The organism is Thioclava sp. JM3 (assembly GCF_002213185.1).
In the GTDB taxonomy this organism is placed as follows: domain Bacteria; phylum Pseudomonadota; class Alphaproteobacteria; order Rhodobacterales; family Rhodobacteraceae; genus Thioclava; species Thioclava nitratireducens.
The window spans coordinates 308373-326965 of record NZ_NBOB01000004.1; the positions used below are offsets into that span (position 1 = coordinate 308373).

Here is an 18593-nt window from a genome sequence, read left to right on the forward strand (position 1 = left end):
GATATTTCGGCCAAGTCGAAGATTTGCACTTCCTCTTGGCCGAAATATCCCCGCCGGAGGCATGAAAGTTACATCCGGAACAGGCCGAAGCGGGTCGGCTCGATCGGGGCGTTCAGCGCGGCGGAGAGCGAGAGCGCCAGCACGTCGCGCGATTTGCGCGGGTCGATGATGCCGTCGTCCCAAAGCCGCGCCGAGGCGTAGAGCGGGTGCGACTGGCGCTCGAACATCTCGATGGTGGGGCGCTTGAACTCGGCCTCTTCTTCGGCCGACCACTGGCCACCCTTGCGCTCGATCCCGTCGCGTTTGACAGTGGCGAGCACGCCCGCCGCCTGTTCGCCGCCCATCACGGAGATTCGCGAGTTGGGCCAGGTCCAGAGGAAGCGCGGGGAATAGGCGCGCCCCGCCATACCGTAATTGCCCGCCCCGAAGGAGCCGCCGACCAGCATGGTGATTTTCGGCACCGAGGTGGTGGCGACGGCGGTGACCATCTTCGCGCCGTGACGCGCGATGCCCTCGTTCTCGTACTTGCGCCCGACCATGAAGCCGGTGATGTTTTGCAGGAAGACGAGCGGGATCGAGCGTTGCGAGCACAGTTCGATGAAATGCGCGGCCTTCTGGGCGGCTTCCGAGAACAGCACGCCGTTATTGGCGACGATGCCGACGGGGCAGCCTTTGACATGGGCGAAGCCGGTTACGATCGTCTCGCCGAAGCGCGGTTTGAACTCGTCGAAGCGCGAGCCGTCCACGAGGCGCGCGATGACTTCGCGGATATCATAGGGGGTGCGCAGGTCTGCAGGGACCACGCCGAGGATTTCCTCGGGATCGTAGGCAGGCTCCTCGGGCGATTGCCAATTCACCGTCGAAGGTTTCGTGTAGTTGAGATTGCCGACCGCGCGGCGCGCCAGCGCCAGCGCATGGGCGTCGTCTTCGGCGAGATAATCGGCCACGCCCGAGAGCCGCGTATGCACATCGCCGCCGCCGAGGTCTTCGGCGGTGACCACCTCCCCCGTCGCCGCTTTCACCAGAGGCGGCCCGGCGAGGAAGATCGTGCCCTGCTCCTTCACGATGATCGTCACATCAGACATCGCGGGCACATAGGCACCGCCTGCCGTGCAGGACCCCATCACCACCGCGATCTGGGCGATGCCCTTCGCGGACATCCGCGCCTGATTGTAGAAGATGCGCCCGAAATGGTCGCGATCGGGGAAGACCTCGTCCTGATTGGGCAGGTTCGCGCCGCCCGAGTCGACGAGGTAGATGCAGGGGAGATGGTTTTCCTCGGCGATCTCCTGTGCGCGCAGGTGCTTCTTCACCGTCAGCGGGTAATAGGTGCCGCCCTTCACGGTGGCGTCGTTGGCGACCACCATGACTTCCTGGCCCTGCACCCGGCCGATCCCGGCGATCACGCCCGCACAGGGAGCCGCGTTGCCATACATGTCATGCGCCGCCGTCGCGCCGATTTCCAGAAACGGCGAGCCGGGATCCAAGAGCCCCGCCACCCGTTCGCGCGGCGCCATTTTGCCGCGCGACAGGTGCCGTTCCAGCGCGGCGGGACCACCGCCTGCCGCCGCCTGTGCGGCAGCCTCTTCGATCTGCGACAGCGCGTCGAGATGCGCCTTGCGATTGGCCTGAAAGTCCTCCGACGAGGTCAGGGCCTGCGATACCAGTTTCATTCCATCCTCCCCAAATCGCGCAGTTCCAGCGCGCGTTGCGCCGTACGCTCGAGGTAGCATTGCGACGCCACGACCGTGCGGATCGTGCCGTCCTTCCAGATCTCGTAGAGCAGCCCGCAATCGGCGTCGCGATACTGCCCCCACGCGCTTTGCGCATCGAGAAGCATGTTGGCGAGGTCGGTGCCCCCCTGCTCGAGCAGACGGGCGCGCGCCGCCTTGTATTGCGACTTCGCGATATCGTCCCAGACTTGCGCCTCGCCCTGAAGGCACGCCGAAATACCCAGAGTCGTAGCGCCGCCCGGCTCATCCTGACAGGCTGCGGCCGCCTCGCCGATACAGGCGGGATGGGTGTCCTTCGCCCCGTCGAAACAGGCGCGCACCGCGTTCGGGTCAACGCTCGGTTCCTGCGCCAAGGCGGGGGACGCGAGCATCAGGCCGCCGAGCAACCATGCCAATTTCATCGCGGGTTTCCTTTTTTCAGAGCGCCCGTGAAGGCGGAGTGTCCGTGTCATGGGCGCGCCTCGCCAGCCAGCAGCCCGGCCCAACTCTGCAATTCGAGCGCATGTTCGGCGGTCTTGCGCATCAGGCAGCCCGCCTCCTCCGCCTCTGCGCCCTCGCTCTGCAGCGCGGCCCCATAGGCGCAGGCGCCATCGCGGTAGCGCGCCCAGGCAGCTTCCGCCTCGCCCAGCTGCGCGCCTTGCAATCCGGACGGAGACTTGCCCGCCGCGATCTTCGCCGCGTCGCTGGCCGCTGCCGCCCGCCGCAAGCTGTCGAGGGCTGTCGCGGCCCGGTCGGACCAGAGGGCGCGCTCGGCATCATAGCAGGCGCGGCGGTCCTGGACGCTCGCAGCGTCACCGATGCATTGCTGCGCCGCTTTGCCGATGCAGGACGCAGGGTCGTCAGCGCCCGAAAGGCAGCTCTCCAAAGCGGCCGGATCGAAATCCGCCCCTGCCCCTTGGGCCTGCGCCGCCAAAGGCGCCGCAAGCCCGATCAGGAGGAGAGCGCCGGCGCGCATCACGCGGCTCCCATGATCTCGCGACCGATGAGCATCCGGCGGATTTCCGAGGTGCCCGCGCCGATCTCCATCAACTTCGCGTCCCGGAACAGGCGCGAGACGTTGGAGTCGTTGAGGAACCCGGCGCCGCCAAGCGCTTGCACCGCCTGATGCGCCTGCACCATCGCCTGCTCGGAGGCGTAAAGCACGGTCGCCGCAGCATCCTGACGGGTCACGGCGCCGCGATCACAGGCTTTCGCGACCTCGTAGGTGTAGGCGCGCGCGGTGTTCATCGCGACATACATATCGGCGATCTTGCCCTGCATGAGCTGGAAATTCCCGATCGGCTGGCCGAACTGCTCGCGCTCCTTGCAATAGGGCACGACCTCGTCGAGGCAGGCCATCATGATGCCGGTGCCGATGCCGGAAAGCACCACGCGCTCGTAATCGAGACCCGACATCAGAACGCGCACCCCACGCCCCTCTTCGCCCAGCACATTCTCGAAGGGCACCTCGCAATCCTCGAAGTACAGCTGTGCCGTGTTCGAGCCGCGCATGCCGAGCTTGTCAAAATGCTTGGAGGTGGAGAAGCCCTTGAAATCCTTCTCGACGATGAAGGCGGTGATGCCCTTGGAGCCAGCTTCCGGGTCGGTCTTGGCATAGACCACGAGCGTGTCGGCATCGGGCCCGTTGGTGATCCAGTATTTATGGCCATTCAGGACGTAATAGCCGTTGCGCTTCTCGGCCTTGAGCTTCATGCCCACCACGTCCGAGCCCGCGCCGGATTCCGACATCGCGAGCGCGCCGACCGACTGTCCCGAGATCAGTCCGGGCAGGTATTTCTTCTTCTGCTCGTCCGAACCGTTCAGCTTGATCTGGTTCACGCAGAGATTGGAATGCGCGCCATAGCTGAGCGCGATCGAGGCCGAAGCCCGCGCGATTTCCTCGGTGGCCACGACATGAGCGAGATAGCCCATCCCGGCCCCGCCGAATTCTTCAGACACGGTGATCCCGAGCAGGCCAAGCTCGCCCATCTCGGTCCAAAGCTCGTTCGGAAACTCATTGTCCAGATCGGTTTTGGCCGCGATCGGGGCCACGCGCTCGGACGCCCAACGGCGCACCATATCGCGCAGTGCGGCGATATCCTCGCCCAGATCGAACTCCATCGAACCTGCGAACATCGGATCTCCTCCCCCGGTTTATTGAACGCACGTTCATTTATGCGCAATTGCCGAGTCGGGTCAAGAGCCGTGGCCCCGGCCCCGGGCAAACGACGTAGCGGCACGAACTCGCGGCGCAGGGGCTGGTAAGGCGCGGCGATTGCCGCCACAAAGAGGCTTGGGACATGGAAACACGGGAGCGGAGATGGGGCAGCCACGTCATATCGTGATCGGAGCGGGCATCGTCGGCATGATGACCGCATGGGCGCTGGCGCGGCGCGGGCTGCCGGTGACGGTGGTCGACCGCCTGCCCGGCCCCGCGGAGCTGTGTTCGCGCGCGAATGCCGGGATCGTCTCGATCGGCCATTCGAGCGCATGGGCGGGGCCGGATGCCTTGCCGCAGCTGCTGCGCGCGATGGCCGGGCGCAATCCCGGTGTGAAGCTGACCGCGCCGTTCGATCCGGCGCTATGGCGTTGGGGGACGCGCTTCCTGCTCAACTGCACAGGCGCCGCGCAGGCCCGGAATACCGCGCGAATGATGCGGCTGGCCGAGACCGCGCGCGCCGCCCTGCCCGAGATGGCGCAGGAGTTGGAGCTGGACGCACTTATCCGCTTCGAGGGCGGACTTTATCTTTATAATGCGACGAATGAGATCGACGCCCATGACGACGGGCGGTTGACGCGGATCGACCCGGACTGGCTGGCCGAGAACGATCCGCTGCTCGCCAGGGCGGGTTTTGCGGGCGGGTTCCTCTCGCCGATGGATGCCGCGGGCAATTGCCACGAGGTGACCCGCGCCGCCGCCAAAGCGCTTTCCGCCAAGCACGGTGTGCAGTTTCGCTACAACAGCGCGGTGACCGGGTTCAGCCATGCCCATGGCAAGATCACCGGGGTCAACCTCGCCGACGAGACGCTGCCTGCGGCGCAAGTGATCCTCGCCGCCGGGGTAGAGACGCCCGATCTGGCCCGGCCTCTGGGCTTTGCGCCGGATATCTACCCGGTGAAGGGGTATTCTGGGACATGGGAAGTGCGCGACCAGAGCCGCCTGCCCCGCCACCCCTATATCGACGAGGCCGCGATGCTGGCCGTGGCGTCTTATGGCGGGGTGTTGCGGGTGACCGCGATCGCCGAATTCGCCGGGCGCGACCGGACGCTGCGCGAGGATCGCACCAAGGTGCTGACCGATTACGTCGCCGCACGCTTCGGCGATGCGGTGAGCGACGCGCCGCCCGTTCTCTGGACCGGGCTGCGGCCCTCGACCCCGCATGGCCCGCCCTTCCTTGGCCGGGTGAAGGCTTACGACAACCTGTGGGTCAATGCGGGCCACGGGCAGTTGGGCTGGACGCTTTCGGCGGGCTGCGGCGCGCTTCTGGCCGATGCGATCACCGGTGCCGCCAACGGCCCGCGCGAGGTGTCGGCCCCGGCGCGCTGGCTGGTTCCTCTGTGACGCCCGAGACAATGAAGGAGACGACATGAGCCCGAAGATCATCGCCTATGACATCGCGGAAAAGCTCGACTGGCCCGGCGCGATAGCTGCATTGCGCGCGGGCCATACGCGCCCGAAGGCGGAGTTGGGCGATACGTTTCTCGGACCCTCGGATGCGGTGCTGCTCAGCCGCGCGGCTTACATTCCGGGGCTCGGTTACGGGGTGAAATCCTTCACCGTGTGCGATCGCAACGCCAAGGCGGGGTTTCCCACGGTGCAAGGCGCGATGGTGGTGTTCGAGCCCGAGCATGGCCAGCCCACCGCGATCGTCGATTGCCCGCTGGTGACCGAGTTCAAGACGGCTGCCGATTCCGTTCTGGGCGCGCAACTTCTGGCCCGCCCGGACAGCCGCCGACTGCTGATCGTGGGCGGGGGCCGGGTCGCGCGCTCGCTGATCGCGGCCTATGCGGCGGGCTTTCCGGGGCTGACGGAGATCACGCTCTGGACGCGCCGCCCCGAGCAGGCGCAGGAGCTGGCGGCTGGGCCTGCCCCCGAGGGCGTCACGCTGCGTGCGGTGAGCGATCTGGCCGACGCTGTGGCCGAGGCCGATATCGTCAGCAGCGCCACGATGGCGCGCGCGCCGGTCCTGAAGGGCGAATGGGTCAAGCCCGGCACCCATGTCGATCTGATCGGGGCCTACAAGGCCGATATGCGCGAGGCCGACGATGCGCTGATCTCGACGGCGAGTCTCTTTGTCGACAGTCGCGACACCACATTGGGCCATATTGGCGAGCTGCTGATCCCGATCCGCGAAGGGGTGATCGCGCCCGAGGCGGTGAAGGCCGATCTCTACGACCTCATCGGCGGCGCGCGCGGGCGGGAAAGCGCCGAGGAGATCACGCTCTACAAGAATGGCGGTGGCGCGCATCTCGATCTGATGATCGCCGACTGGATCTCGCGCGCAGGCTGAGTGTCAGCGCTGCACCTCTTCAAACCTCGGCCTCTTCGCGCAGGATGCGCGCGATCTGGGCGGCATCGTCCGTCGAGAAAGTCAGCGGCAGGCGCAGGTCAAGCAGCGTCGCCAGCACCGCATCGGTGCGCGGCAGGTTCTGCGCTTCTGCGTAGCGCCAGCTGTCATGGCGCGAGGTGAAGCCCGCAGGCTCATCCGCGCCGAACCATTTCAGCTCAACCCCGCGGGCCGCAGCCCGGGCGACGAAATCCAGCATCTCGGGGGCGGAGCGCCCCGGCAGGCGGAACTGGAAGGACGAGCCGACATAGCTCTCGGCCTCGGGGCGTTCGATCAGCGCCACACCCTCTGCCCCGGCAAGCCCGGCCTCGATTTCTCGGTACAGCGCATTCCAGCGCGCCACCCGATCCGCCAACGTCGGCAGCTGCGGGCGCAGGATCGCGGCGCGCAGATTGTCCATTCGGCCCGAGACATTGGGCGTGTCGTATTTCAGCCCCTCGAACACCTCCGGCCGCGGCGCGGCGCGGTGCCGCTCATAGAGCATGTAGCTGCCCGACAGCAGGATCATCCGCGCCGCCAGTTCCGCGTCGTCGGTTACGATCAGACCGCCCTCGCCCGAATTCATGTGCTTGTAGGTCTGGGTCGAATAGCACCCGATCGCGCCATGCCGCCCCGAGGGGACACCGCCCCAAGCCGCCCCCATCGTATGAGCGCAATCCTCGATCACCGTCAGATCACGGGTGCGCGCGATCTCCATCAGCGCATCCATGTCGCAGATATGGCCGCGCATATGGGAAAGCATCAGCACTCGGGCCTGCGGGGCTTTCGCCGCCAGATCGTCAAGATCGATGGTCAGCTGGTCGGTGACCTCGACCAGCACGGGCTTGCCGCCGACCGCCGCGATGGCGCCGGGCACGGGCGCAAGCGTGAAGGCATTGGTCAGCACCGGATCGCCCGGACCGACGCCCACGGCGCGCAGTGCACAGCCCAAGGCATAGCCGCCCGAGGCCACCGCAAGGCAATAGGGCGCACCGGTCAGCCCCGCGAATTCCTCCTCCAGCAACGCCACCTCGCCCGGTTCACCCGGCACCGTATTGTAGCGATGCAGACGTCCCGAGCGCATCACCTCGACGGCACGTTCGATCGCCTCCTCCGGGATCGGCTCCTGCTGGGTGAAATTGCCGTTGAAGACCTCGGACATCACTCGACCTTTCTTGCACGCACGAACAGCGCCAACGCCGCCAGCAGGATTACGGAGGCCACGTAAAAGGCCATGTCCGGCGTGCGGATCGGGGCGTTCTCGGCGAGGAATATCCCGAACACTTGGGTGAAGAACAAGGTGCCCGCCAGCATCGCGAGGTTCATCAGCGCGGAAATGCCACCCTGCAGGGCGCCCTGCGCATCCTCGGGCACCGAGTTGGACATCAGCGAGGCGATCATCGGGTGCACCAGCCCCTCGATCCCGGTGATCAAGAGGACGATCAGTACCATCACCAGCGAGGTCGACAGCCCCAGCGCAATGGTCATGCCGATCCCGACGATCAGCCCGATCGCCGCCACCCGCGCCTCGCCCAGTCGGGACGCGAGCGGCCCAGCGAGTCCGCCCTGAAAGATCGCCGCGACGACGCCATAGCCTGCGAGTGTCAGCCCCACCATTCCCTCGGACCAGCCGAATTTCGCCATCCCCCAATAGGGCCAGATCGCGGGATAGACCGCCGAGGCGAACAGATAGACGCCAAGGGCAGTGCCCATAGGCAGCACGCCCGGATACCGCGCGAAGACTTTCAGCGTGCCCAGCGGATTGCAGGCGCGCCAGTTCACCGGACGGCGCAAGCCCTGCGGCAGACTTTCAGGCAGCACGATCAGGCCGTAGATCAGGTTCAGCCCCGAGAGCGCGGCGGCGACGAAGAAGGGAATGCGCGAGCCAAGCTCGCCCAGAAATCCGCCAAGCGCGGGCCCCGCGATGAAGCCGAAGCCGAAGGCCGCGCCGATCAGTCCGAAGGCGCGGGCACGCTCGGCCGGCGGGGTGATATCGGCGAGATAGGCGTTCGCGATGACGTAGGACGCGCCGCAGATGCCAGCGACGATCCGGCCCACGAAGAGCCAGAGCAGCGTCGGCGCGAAGGCGTGAAACAGGTAATCGACACCCAGTCCGCCGATCGCAAGCAAGAGGAGCGGACGCCGCCCGAAGCGATCCGAAAGGTTGCCCATCAGCGGCGCGAACAGGAATTGCGCGAGGCTGAAGGCCGCGAACATCCAGCCCCCGATCCGGCTCGCCTGCGCCAGATCGACGTGGCCCACATCCGCGATCAGCGAGGGCAGCACGGGAATGATCAGGCCGAACCCGACCATGTCGAGAAACACCGCGATCAGAACGAAGGCGGTGGCGTGAAAGCGCGAAGGACCGATGGGCGCTGCGGTCATGGCTGTTTAAGGGGCCATCCGGGGCGGCACAGCCCTGCCGCGCCCCTCATTCGAGCATCCGCGCCACGAGCGCGGGCAGATCGTCGAAATGGTCGAGCATCGCCTCGGGCGCGAGACGCTCGATGCCACGCCCCTCGGGCCCGAAGGTCACGAGAACGCAGGGCACACCGACGGCACGAGCGGTCTCGCGATCGGTATTGGTGTCGCCCACCAGCAGAGAGGTCTCGACCTTACCACCCGCACCCTCGACGGCGGCGAGATATGGGTCGGGTGAAGGTTTGCGCAGCGGCAGCGTATCGGCACCGATCAGCGCATCGAAGAGACCGGTGACGCCGAGCCGCTCGAGCAGAACACGTGCGAGACCTTCGGGCTTGTTGGTGCAGACAGCCGTGGCAAAACCCTGATCACGCAGCGTTTTCACGGCCGTTTCAGCCCCGGGATAAAGCTGCGTATGCCGGTCGATATTCTCACCGTAATGCGCGAGTAGCGGGTAATAATCGGCCTCGACCAAGGCTGCGATCTCGCCTTCCGCCAAGCCCAGTCGGCCATAGCCCGCCTTGAGCATCGCGCGGCCACCGTGGAAGGCGATCAGCGCGTCGCCCGCGGGATCGAGAAGCGGCGCGTGGCCGCGCGCCGTGAAGCAGGCGTTGGCCGCCGCGATCAGATCGGCGGAGGTGTCGGCCAAAGTCCCGTCGAGGTCGAAAACCACCGTGCGCATTGCCCATTGCTCCTTCCGTAACACCGCGAAAGGAAGCGTGAAGACGCACCACTTGCGGCAAGCAAGCCAATGGTTAAAACGGGGCCGAGCAGAAGAAAAGGTATCTCATGGCGATTGCATTGATCACCCTCGCGGCGGGCCAGGGCACCCGAATGAACTCCGACCTGCCGAAGGTGCTGCATCAGGTGGGCCGCGCGCCGCTTGTGGCCCATGCGCTGGCCGCCGGACGGGCACTCGAACCCGAGACCGTGATCGTCGTCGCAGGTCACGGTGCCGAGAAGGTGAAGAAAGCCGTCGCAAAGATTGATCCCGAGGCACAGATCGTGCTGCAGGAAGAGCAGCTCGGCACCGGCCATGCGGTGGCGCAGGCCCTGCCTGCGCTCGACGGGTTCGACGGCCGCGTAATCGTGCTTTACGGCGACACGCCCTTCATCCGCCCCGAGACGCTGGAGCGGCTCGCGGCGTCCGAGGCAGCGGTGACCGTGCTGGGCTTCGAGGCCGCCGATCCGGGCCGATACGGGCGCTTGGTGGCGCAAGGCGACACGCTGGACCGGATCGTGGAATTCAAGGATGCCACGGATGAAGAACGCGCCATATCCCTCTGCAACTCTGGCGTTATCGCCTGTGACGCGGTGCTTCTGACCGAGCTCGTCGCGGGGCTGTCGAACGAGAACGCTTCGGGGGAATACTACCTCACCGACATCGTCGAAGCCGCACGCAAGAAAGGTCTCTCGGCCAAGGTCGTGACCTGTGATGAAGCCGAGACGCTGGGCATCAACACCCGCGCCGAACTCGCCCGCGCCGAGGCCCTCTTCCAGGAACGGATGCGCGCCGAGGCGATGGAAAACGGCGTGACCATGGTGGAGCCCGCCAGCGTCTGGTTCGCACTCGACACCTATATCAGCCGCGATGTCGTGCTGGGACCGAATGTCGTGTTCGGCCCCGATGTCACCATCGAATCCGGCGCGGTGATCGAGGCCTTCTGCCATCTCGAAGGCTGCCACATCTCGCGTGGCGCCACCGTCGGTCCCTTCGCCCGCCTGCGCCCCGGCGCGGAGCTCGCCGAGGACGTGCACATCGGCAACTTCGTCGAGGTGAAGAACGCGATCCTCGCCGAAGGTGTGAAAGTCGGCCATCTGACCTATCTGGGCGATGCCGATATCGGTGAACATACGAATATCGGCGCGGGCACGGTGACCTGCAATTACGACGGGGTGATGAAGCATCGCACGACTATCGGCGCGAACGCCTTCATCGGCTCCGACACGATGTTGGTGGCCCCGGTGACGGTGGGCGACGGCGCGCTGACGGGCTCGGGATCGGTGATCTCGAAGGACGTCCCGGCCGAGGCGATCGCGATCGAGCGCTCCGAGCAGGTGAACCGCCCGGGCCTCGCCACGAAACTCTTTGCGAAGCTGCGCGCGGAGAAAGCGCGGCGCATGAAGAAAGATTGATAAATGTGCGGAATTATTGGCGTTCTCGGGAAGCACGAGGTTTCCCCCTGGCTCGTTGAGAGCCTCAAGCGGTTGGAATATCGCGGCTATGACAGTGCCGGGATCGCGACGGTGAACGAGGGCAAGCTGGACCGCCGCCGGGCGGTAGGCAAGCTGTGGAACCTGTCCGATCTGCTGGTGCATGAGCCGCTTCCGGGCAAGTCGGGCATCGGCCATACCCGCTGGGCGACCCATGGCGCTGCAACCCAGGGCAATGCGCATCCGCATCGCTCGGGGCCCGTCGCGGTCGTGCATAACGGCATTATCGAGAATTTCCGCGAGTTGCGGGCCGAGCTGGCCGAGGCCGGGATCACCCCGGAAACGCAGACGGATACCGAAACCGTCGCGCTGCTGACGCGGATGTTCATGGATCGCGGCATGGACGCGCGCGAGGCGGCAGTCGCGACGCTTGGCAAGCTCGAAGGGGCATTCGCCCTGCTGTGGCTGTTCGACGGCGAGGACGATCTGTTGATCGCGGCGCGCAAGGGCTCTCCGCTCGCGATCGGGCATGGCGACGGCGAGATGTTCGTGGGCTCGGACGCGATTGCACTCGCGCCGATGACCGACCGGATCACCTATCTCGAAGAGGGCGATTACGCCTTCGTCACCCGCGCGGGCGCCGAGATTTTCGACGCCGCGGGCCGCCGCGCGAACCGCGACGAGAGCCGCATCGACCTAGGCCAGGCGCAGGTCGAGAAGGGTGGCTACAAGCACTTCATGGCGAAGGAAATCGCCGAGCAGCCCGTCGTGCTTGCTGACGCTTTGCGACATTATCTGCCCGAAACCGGGCTGAACCTGCCGGATGACTTGGACTTTTCCAACATCGACCGGATTGTCCTGATCGCCTGCGGCACGGCGCATTACGCCTGTGCGGTGGCGAAATACTGGTTCGAGGAATTCGCGCGTATCCCGGTCGAAATCGACGTGGCCTCGGAATTCCGCTACCGCGAACCGCCCTTGTCGAAGCGCAGCCTCGCCGTCTTCGTCAGCCAGTCGGGCGAGACCGCCGATACGTTGGCCGCGCTGCGCTATTGCTCCGAGCGCGTCGCGAAGACCGTGGCCGTCGTGAACGTCCCCACTTCTTCCATCGCGCGCGAAGCCGACATCATGTTGCCGATCTTCGCCGGCGTCGAGGTTGGCGTGGCCTCGACCAAGGCCTTCACCGCGCAGCTTCTGGTTCTCGCAGTCATGGCGCTGAAGGCGGGTCGCGACCGCGGCGAAACGGACGCGGCGACGCTTGCCGCCCATGCCGAGACGCTACGCGCCCTGCCCGGCCTGCTCAACCAGGCGCTGGCGATTTCCGAGCCAATCTCGCATCTGGCCGAGCAACTTGCCGAGGCGCAGGACATTCTCTTCCTCGGACGCGGCGCAATGTATCCGCTGGCGCTGGAAGGCGCGCTGAAACTCAAGGAAATCAGCTACATCCATGCCGAAGGCTATGCCTCGGGCGAGCTGAAGCACGGGCCGATCGCGCTGATCGACCGCACCGTGCCGGTGATCGTGATGGCGCCCCATGACAAGCTCTTCGACAAGACCGTGTCGAACATGCAGGAGGTGATGGCGCGCCACGGGATGGTGCTGTTGATCTCCGACAGCAAAGGCATCAGCGCGGCGCAGGACGGCACTTGGGGTACGCTGCAACTTCCTGATATCGCTGAACCTTTCGCGCCGATCCTTTACGCGGTCCCGGCGCAGCTGCTCGCCTATCACACGGCGGTCGCGAAGGGCACCGACGTCGATCAGCCGCGCAACCTCGCCAAGTCGGTGACGGTCGAATGAGCCGCAAGAGGGGCAAGAAGCGCGTCGCGCGGCCGAGCGCGGCGGATTACGCTCCGCTCGACCCGGCGGAGGACGCAAAGCTGCGCGCCGAGGCCGAGGCCTACGCGGCCTCAGATGCGGAATATGAGAGCTTCACCGAGGCAGAAGACGCCGACGAGCCGCTCGGCCCGCCGCCCACGCTGGAAGATGCGCTTTTCGCGTTGGAAAGCTGGGCGGATGCCGAGAAAGCCGCCGAAATGGCCGCCTATCACAAGGCGGAGCGGCGCTATTTGGGCGTGGCCGTGCCCGCGATCGAGGACATGGTCGCACTATGGCGTGGCCAGCTCGACGTGCCGGGGCGGGTCGAACTCGCCCGCGGACTTTGGGACAGCGACATTCACGAGGCGCGGATCGCGGCGGCCAAGCTGCTGACGCAAGCGCGGCTGCGCCCTGACGACGCCGCATGGGAGTTGATCGCAAGTTGGGTGCCGCAATTCGACGCTTGGGCGATTGCCGATCACGCGGCCAAGGCGGGCTCGAAACGGCTTCAGGCCGAGCCCGCGCGGCTTGACGAAGTGGCGGATTGGGTGCGCTCGGATCACATGTGGACGCGGCGCGCGACCTTCGTCTTCACCCTGCCCTGGACCAAGCAACGCAATCCCAGGCCCGAGGACGAGGCGGTCCGCGACGAAGTTCTGGGCTGGGCCGCGCAACTGGCAGAGGATCGCGATTGGTTCATCCAGAAGGCCATCGCATGGTGGCTACGCGAGCTGAGCAAGAAAGACCCGGCGCGGGCACAGGCCTGGCTGGCCGAGCACGGCGAAAGGCTGAAGCCCTTCGCCCGCAAGGAAGCCAGTAAATACTTATGAAGTCAGGAACTTGTCGTAGTCGCTGACCAGCAGGTGGCGGGGAGATTCGTCTTCCTCGATCTCGGAGAACCGCCCGATATCTTCGCGGAAAATGTTGTCGGTGTTGTCGTCATTGACGGTCGAGACCTCGCCGATCAGAACGTCGCCGCCCTCACCCCAGAAGGCATGCCAGTCGCCGGGGCGCAGGGTCACGCTCTCGCCCGGACGCAGGATCAGAACCTCGCCGGGCTCGTAGCGGCGCGGGACACCGTCACACATCACCTGCCCGCCCGCAGTGTCGTCAAATTTTCCATCTGCATCAGAGCCATAGAGCTCGATCGCGAGGTTCGCGCCGCCGCGGTTGATGATGTCCTCGGCCTTGATGATATGGGTATGCATCGGGCTGATCTGGTCCTTGCGCGAGATCAGCAGCTTTTCGGCATAGGCCATGCCATGGCCCGCCTGAAGATCGCGCAGATCGCCGTTGCGCAGGGTGAAGAGAAACAGACCCAGCTTGTCGAAATCGCCCTGCCCGTAATCGGTGATGTCCCAGCCCATCGCAGCTTCCACGATGCGCTGTGCCTGCGGCAGGCGCGCCTTGAACTCGGCCGGGCTCCACCACGCGAAGGGCGGCAGGCGGAAGCCGAATTCCTGGATCATATCCTCGGCCGCGGCCATGATTTCGTTCACGCGCGAGCGTTTCATCTGTCTCTCCGTTTTGTCTTCGCGGCTCAGGCGACGCAGGCGGCGGGCCGTTCGCCGCGCGCCCAAGCGCGTACCGCATCGCCGAATGCCTCGAACAGAGGCCGCGAGACCGGATCTTCCGCCGCACGCCATTCGGGATGCCATTGCACCGATAGGGTAAACCCGGGGGCGTCCTTAACATAGATCGCTTCGGGAGTACCATCGGGGGCGCGCCCCTCGATCACGATCCGCGTACCGGCGGTGCAAACGCCCTGCCCGTGCAGCGTGTTGGTCTCGACCTCATCCGCGCCGAAGAGACGCGCGAACCGGCCGCCGGGTGTAAGCGTGACCATGTGACGGTTCGAGAACCCTTCCTCGAGCGTCCCCTCGGGGGGCATCCGGTGGTTCAATCGCCCGGGAAGCTCGCGGATCTCGGGGTGCAGCGTGCCGCCCATCGCGACGTTTACCTCCTGAAACCCCCGACAGATGCCAAGGAAGGGCTGCCCGTTTTCAACGCAGGCGCGCACCAGAGGCAGGGTGATCGCGTCGCGGGCACGGTCGAAGGTGCCGTGCTTTTCGGTCGGCTCTTCGCCATATTCATGCGGATGGACGTTCGGCCGCCCGCCGGTCAGCAGGAAGCCGTCGCAGACCTCCATCAACTCCTGAACGGACACATATTCGGGATCGGCGGGGATCAGCAGCGGGATGCAATCGGAGACCTTGCTCACCGCTTCCGAGTTGAGCTGCCCGCCTTCATGGACGGGGTAGCGGTCACCTACGAGGCCTCTGTTGCCGATGATGCCGACGACGGGTCTGGTCATTGAATTCTCCTTTGTCCCGAAGCTAAGGCGGCGTCCGGGCGGAGAAAAGGCGCAAAATGCGCACGAAGCCGTGCATCTGACGCACAGCCCAAGCTTGCAGCGATCTCCCGCGGATTTGCCCGTTCACGCGGCCAGATCATGGCGCAGGATCGCGGCCTCGGAGGGCTTGAGCGCGCGGCGCGCGAAGGCGCCATAGCTGAGCGGGTTCTCCGCGACCTCGGGCAGCAGTGCCTCGAGCCCCGCGCGCTGATCGCGAGCGATCATCTCGAGCCGGGTCGAGGCGGGGTGGAAACTCTCCGTCTCGAGCCCGTTCGCGGTCAGCACCTGATGGCGCTCGAACATCAGGTGGATGTAGCTCAGGCCTTTTACCATGCCCTCGAAGCGGATCTCGTGGCCATTCACCAGATCGCATGCGCGCACCAGAACCTCGTCCTCGGCGAACAGCGCCTGTGCGGCGCGGCCCCGCACCAGCATCCGGTGCTGCGGCGACACGATCAGATCGCGGTCGGGCCGCGCGATGCCGAACGCTCCGGCCGAGATGCGCACCGGGCGCAGATGCGGCATCGCATGGAGCCGCGCGCCGGAGATGTCGCGCTTCCCGATCCAGCAGATCGGCTGCGCCCCGTCATCGCGGGTCATCACGCGGTCGCCCTCGCGCAAAGCTTCGACCGGGCGGCGGCCCCGGTCGGTTTCGATCAGCGTGCCGGGCGTGAAACAGATGACGCCCGCAGGTCCCTGCCGCGCCGCTTTCGGTCGCAGATCGAGGGCGCGATCAACCACCCACAGATCGCTGTCCACCGGCGGCATCCGACCGGCGAACATCAAGATGCGGGTGCCGCTTTCGGGCAGTTCGATCAGGGTGACGACATAGGCGTGATAGCCATCAGTCACGGTAAAGCTTTGATTGGGCGTCTCGATCTCGTCGGGCTCGTCGAGCGTGCGGGGGCTTCCCACCGCCTCGCCCAAAAGGCGGCGCACCGCGCGGGCGGCTTTCGTGCGCCGCTCCGCCTCGCCGCGCGCATTATGCAGGATGAGCCGATCGTTTGGCCCGTCGACGCAGATCGCCTGCCCCGTCCAGCGCCAGCACGCGCCAACGGTCACGACCTCCAGCGGCGGCACCGGCGTGCCGTCGACCTCTGTCTGCGCCCATGAAATGACGAAGGTGCCCTGATAGCCCGCCTTCATTGCTCTGATCCTGCCCGTATTTTTGCGAGGACTTATGTCTGCCCCCTGCTTATTGAGTGTCACGGTATCATGATGAATTTCCGATGTGAATCCCCATCCTGACGCTTGGGGCAAGCCGCATTCACCGAAACTTGCGCGCGCCCGAGCTTGCCCCGCGCCCGCGCAACTGCATCTTCCGTCGGGAAGAGCAGCCTGAGGAGACTCACGATGAAAGCTATTGCCCTGATCGCAGCCCTCGCCTGCGCGGCGATGCCGTCGCTGGCCGCCGCGCAGCAGCAGCCGCTCAATGCGATTGAGATTCAGCGCGTTCACGCTCTGGTCGGAAATGTCGACCTGTCCAACCTCACCGACCGCCAGATCGTGCAGATCAAGGACGCACTGGTTCAGAATGTCGATCGCACCGCGAAAGAGACGCTGATCCGTATGGCGCTGAAGAAGAAATGAGGAACCTGCTTATGACCATCCGATTAACCGCTTCCGCGCTTGGTTGCAGCCTGGCAGTCGCTCTTGGCCTCGGCACCGGCATCGCGCAAGCGGGCGCCGCGTCGCAACCGCCTGGCGGCCTCGGTCCGCAAGCTCCCAAACCGCAAAGCTCGAGCGGCCCCGACCCGGCCTATTTCATGCCCGCCAATCCGCATCTCAGCATGCTCGATCAGACGCGCGCCGCGAAATTCGCAAAAGGCAAGTCGCTCGAAGATATTGGCTTCACGCAAGTCGCGGCGATCGAGAACGCATTGCTGCATCCCTCGCTCGCGCAGAACCGCGAGGCGCTCATCACCAAGAGTCTCGATACCGGTCAGTGAGCAATACGGGAATTCGGGCTCTTTCCGCTCAGGCTGGGCACCGCCCGGCCTGAACGCGTTTTCGGGGAGGAGGATCGAAAGTCCGCGTCGGCCGGGCGGCCCTTCACACGGCGCAAGATGCGCGGGTTGCCCAAGAGGGTCAGCCAAGCCCGACCCTTGCTTTCAGATTTCGCCTAGTTTCCGTTTTCGTCAAGCGGCACCCGCGTAGCGCGGTGCCCTGCTACCCCGACCGTTTCGAACTGCGCAGAACGGGGCGAAATTCCCTGCATCCGCACAAAAAATAAGCGCCCGACACACCAATCGGCGTGTCGGGCGCTATACTTTGTCAGGTTCCGCGGGCGATCAGGCCCATTCGCCCTTGCGGAAGACCGGCACGCGGGTGCCGTCGGGTTTGATCCCGTCGATATCAGTCTCGGGACCGCCGATCATCCAGTCGACATGGATCATCGAGCTGTTGCCGCCCTTCGCCGCGACCTCGTCCTCGCTCAGTTCACCGCCGTTGATGAAACATTTCGAATAGCACTGCCCCATCGCGATATGGCAGGCCGCGTTCTCGTCATAGAGCGTGTTGAAGAACAACAGCCCCGAGGCCGAGATCGGCGAGCCATGCGGCACCAGCGCGACCTCGCCCAGACGGCGCGCGCCCTCGTCGGTGTCGATCAGCTTTCGCAGCACCGCCTCGCCGCGGCTGGCCTTCGCCTCGACCACTCTGCCGCCCTCGAAACGCATCTCTATATTCTCGATCAGGCTGCCTTGATGCGACAGCGGTTTGGTCGCGCGAACGATCCCGTCGACGCGCTCGGCATGGGGCGTGGTGAAGACCTCTTCGGTCGGGATGTTCGGGTTGCAGACGACGCCGTTATTGGCCTCCGACGCACCACCGCTCCATTCGTGATCGTCGGCGAGGCCCACGGTCAGATCGGTGCCACCACCGGTGAAGTGCAGCGCCGAGAAGCGCTGATCGTTGAGCCAATCGCGGCGCTTGCGCAGGGCGGCGTTATGCGCCTCCCAAGCGGCGACGGGATCGGGCTGGTCGGCGCGCGAGGCCGCGAAGATCGCGTCGGCCAGTTTGCCCACGGCCTCCTCTTCGGGCAGGTCGGGGAAGACGCGCTTGGCCCAGGCCACGGTCGGGTAGCTCACGATCGACCAGTTGATCTCGAAATTCGAGATTTTCTCCAGCGCCGGCTTGTAGGCGATGGAGTTGGCCTTGCCCGCGCGCGAGACTTTTTCCGGGTCTTGTTCCGACAGCAGCATCGGGTCTTCGCCGACGATCGCCATCCGGGCCGCGCCGCCTCCGTAGGCTTTCGCCATGCCCTGATAGAGCCAGTCGGGCGCGCGGTCGAAGCTTTCGTCCTTCGCGTTCTCGAAGCGGGCCAGCGTGATCTGACCATCGCTGAGGATCGGGGTGAAGGTGCCAGCGCCCGCGCGATAGGCTTCGGCGGCGATCCGGCGCACCAGCGGCAGCGCCTCGACGGGCGCGGTCAACACCAGATCCTGACCGTCTTGCAGGTTCAGCCCCACCTGCACGGCAACCTCGGCCAGCCGGTCGAGAAGTTGCGGATCGATTGCGTCGCTTGCCATGAGAGCCTCCTGAATTGCGTTGAGCCGCAAGATAGATGGCTGGGCGGCAGGCTCAACC

18 protein-coding genes are annotated in these 18593 nt (G+C 65.7%); 7 read left to right on the top strand and 11 right to left on the bottom strand.

Translation table 11 applies throughout. From position 1 onward, the window contains the following. Positions 1-68: 68 nt before the first annotated feature. From B6V73_RS09405 to B6V73_RS09420, 4 genes are read right to left on the bottom strand one after another with little or no spacing between them, the layout of a single operon-like run. Positions 69-1673 carry a carboxyl transferase domain-containing protein gene (locus tag B6V73_RS09405; protein ID WP_088725091.1) on the bottom strand — a complete coding sequence of 535 codons (1605 nt, stop codon included), beginning with the start codon at positions 1671-1673 and terminating at the stop codon, positions 69-71. Beyond that, positions 1670-2134 (bottom strand): lysozyme inhibitor LprI family protein, encoded by a 465-nt coding sequence (locus tag B6V73_RS09410; RefSeq protein ID WP_168174883.1) that lies wholly within the window; start codon positions 2132-2134, stop codon positions 1670-1672. Before B6V73_RS09410 ends, B6V73_RS09405 begins: the two co-directional genes overlap by 4 nt. A gap of 47 nt (positions 2135-2181) precedes the next feature. After that, positions 2182-2688 carry a lysozyme inhibitor LprI family protein gene (locus tag B6V73_RS09415; protein WP_088718908.1) on the bottom strand — a complete coding sequence of 169 codons (507 nt, stop codon included), beginning with the start codon at positions 2686-2688 and terminating at the stop codon, positions 2182-2184. Continuing rightward, positions 2688-3848, bottom strand: a complete 1161-nt coding sequence (locus B6V73_RS09420) for an acyl-CoA dehydrogenase family protein (RefSeq protein WP_088725093.1) — start codon at positions 3846-3848, stop codon at positions 2688-2690. The genes B6V73_RS09415 and B6V73_RS09420 overlap by 1 nt, the downstream gene beginning before the upstream one ends. A gap of 184 nt (positions 3849-4032) precedes the next feature. Here B6V73_RS09420 and B6V73_RS09425 point away from each other — a divergent pair, with 184 nt between their 5' ends. Beyond that, complete coding sequence (locus B6V73_RS09425) at positions 4033-5274, top strand: FAD-dependent oxidoreductase (RefSeq protein ID WP_088725094.1); 1242 nt, start codon at positions 4033-4035, stop codon at positions 5272-5274. 25 nt (positions 5275-5299) lie between these two features. Further along, positions 5300-6223, top strand: coding sequence for an ornithine cyclodeaminase (locus B6V73_RS09430; protein WP_088725095.1), 924 nt, complete (start codon positions 5300-5302; stop codon positions 6221-6223). A 19-nt stretch (positions 6224-6242) separates the two neighbouring features. Here B6V73_RS09430 and B6V73_RS09435 read toward each other — a convergent pair whose 3' ends face one another. The 3 genes from B6V73_RS09435 to B6V73_RS09445 are packed head-to-tail and all read right to left on the bottom strand — an operon-like array spanning position 6243 to position 9362. Beyond that, positions 6243-7421, bottom strand: a complete 1179-nt coding sequence (locus B6V73_RS09435) for an aminotransferase class I/II-fold pyridoxal phosphate-dependent enzyme (protein ID WP_088725096.1) — start codon at positions 7419-7421, stop codon at positions 6243-6245. Next, on the bottom strand, positions 7421-8644 hold the full coding sequence (locus B6V73_RS09440) for a TCR/Tet family MFS transporter (protein WP_088725097.1): 1224 nt from the start codon (positions 8642-8644) through the stop codon (positions 7421-7423). Before B6V73_RS09440 ends, B6V73_RS09435 begins: the two co-directional genes overlap by 1 nt. A 46-nt stretch (positions 8645-8690) precedes the next feature. Further along, positions 8691-9362, bottom strand: coding sequence for an HAD-IA family hydrolase (locus B6V73_RS09445; protein ID WP_088725098.1), 672 nt, complete (start codon positions 9360-9362; stop codon positions 8691-8693). Between the two features lie 107 nt (positions 9363-9469). On the opposite strand from B6V73_RS09445, the gene glmU reads away from it, so the two are divergent. The 3 genes from glmU to B6V73_RS09460 are packed head-to-tail and all read left to right on the top strand — an operon-like array spanning position 9470 to position 13482. Next, positions 9470-10816 carry a bifunctional UDP-N-acetylglucosamine diphosphorylase/glucosamine-1-phosphate N-acetyltransferase GlmU gene (gene glmU / locus B6V73_RS09450; protein WP_075774457.1) on the top strand — a complete coding sequence of 449 codons (1347 nt, stop codon included), beginning with the start codon at positions 9470-9472 and terminating at the stop codon, positions 10814-10816. 3 nt (positions 10817-10819) lie between these two features. After that, complete coding sequence (gene glmS, locus B6V73_RS09455; protein ID WP_088725099.1) at positions 10820-12634, top strand: glutamine--fructose-6-phosphate transaminase (isomerizing); 1815 nt, start codon at positions 10820-10822, stop codon at positions 12632-12634. Continuing rightward, the gene (locus tag B6V73_RS09460) at positions 12631-13482 is read left to right on the top strand and encodes a DNA alkylation repair protein (RefSeq protein WP_088725100.1); all 852 of its coding nucleotides are present in this window, start codon (positions 12631-12633) and stop codon (positions 13480-13482) included. Before glmS ends, B6V73_RS09460 begins: the two co-directional genes overlap by 4 nt. Here the strand turns inward: B6V73_RS09460 and B6V73_RS09465 are convergent. From B6V73_RS09465 to B6V73_RS09475, 3 genes are all read right to left on the bottom strand, one after another. Then, positions 13477-14166 carry a D-lyxose/D-mannose family sugar isomerase gene (locus tag B6V73_RS09465; RefSeq protein ID WP_088725101.1) on the bottom strand — a complete coding sequence of 230 codons (690 nt, stop codon included), beginning with the start codon at positions 14164-14166 and terminating at the stop codon, positions 13477-13479. The two genes, B6V73_RS09460 and B6V73_RS09465, sit on opposite strands and share 6 nt — an antisense overlap. Positions 14167-14192: 26 nt before the next feature. Then, positions 14193-14966, bottom strand: coding sequence for a gamma-glutamyl-gamma-aminobutyrate hydrolase family protein (locus tag B6V73_RS09470; protein WP_075774454.1), 774 nt, complete (start codon positions 14964-14966; stop codon positions 14193-14195). 123 nt (positions 14967-15089) lie between these two features. Next, the gene (locus tag B6V73_RS09475; RefSeq protein WP_088725102.1) at positions 15090-16151 is read right to left on the bottom strand and encodes a Hint domain-containing protein; all 1062 of its coding nucleotides are present in this window, start codon (positions 16149-16151) and stop codon (positions 15090-15092) included. A 207-nt stretch (positions 16152-16358) separates the two neighbouring features. On the opposite strand from B6V73_RS09475, the gene B6V73_RS09480 reads away from it, so the two are divergent. Next, positions 16359-16595 carry a hypothetical protein gene (locus B6V73_RS09480; protein WP_088725103.1) on the top strand — a complete coding sequence of 79 codons (237 nt, stop codon included), beginning with the start codon at positions 16359-16361 and terminating at the stop codon, positions 16593-16595. An 11-nt stretch (positions 16596-16606) separates the two neighbouring features. Continuing rightward, positions 16607-16954 carry a hypothetical protein gene (locus B6V73_RS09485; protein ID WP_075774451.1) on the top strand — a complete coding sequence of 116 codons (348 nt, stop codon included), beginning with the start codon at positions 16607-16609 and terminating at the stop codon, positions 16952-16954. Positions 16955-17296: 342 nt separating this feature from the next. Here B6V73_RS09485 and B6V73_RS09490 read toward each other — a convergent pair whose 3' ends face one another. Further along, positions 17297-18535 (bottom strand): aminopeptidase, encoded by a 1239-nt coding sequence (locus B6V73_RS09490; protein ID WP_088725104.1) that lies wholly within the window; start codon positions 18533-18535, stop codon positions 17297-17299. Positions 18536-18593 lie beyond the last annotated feature (58 nt).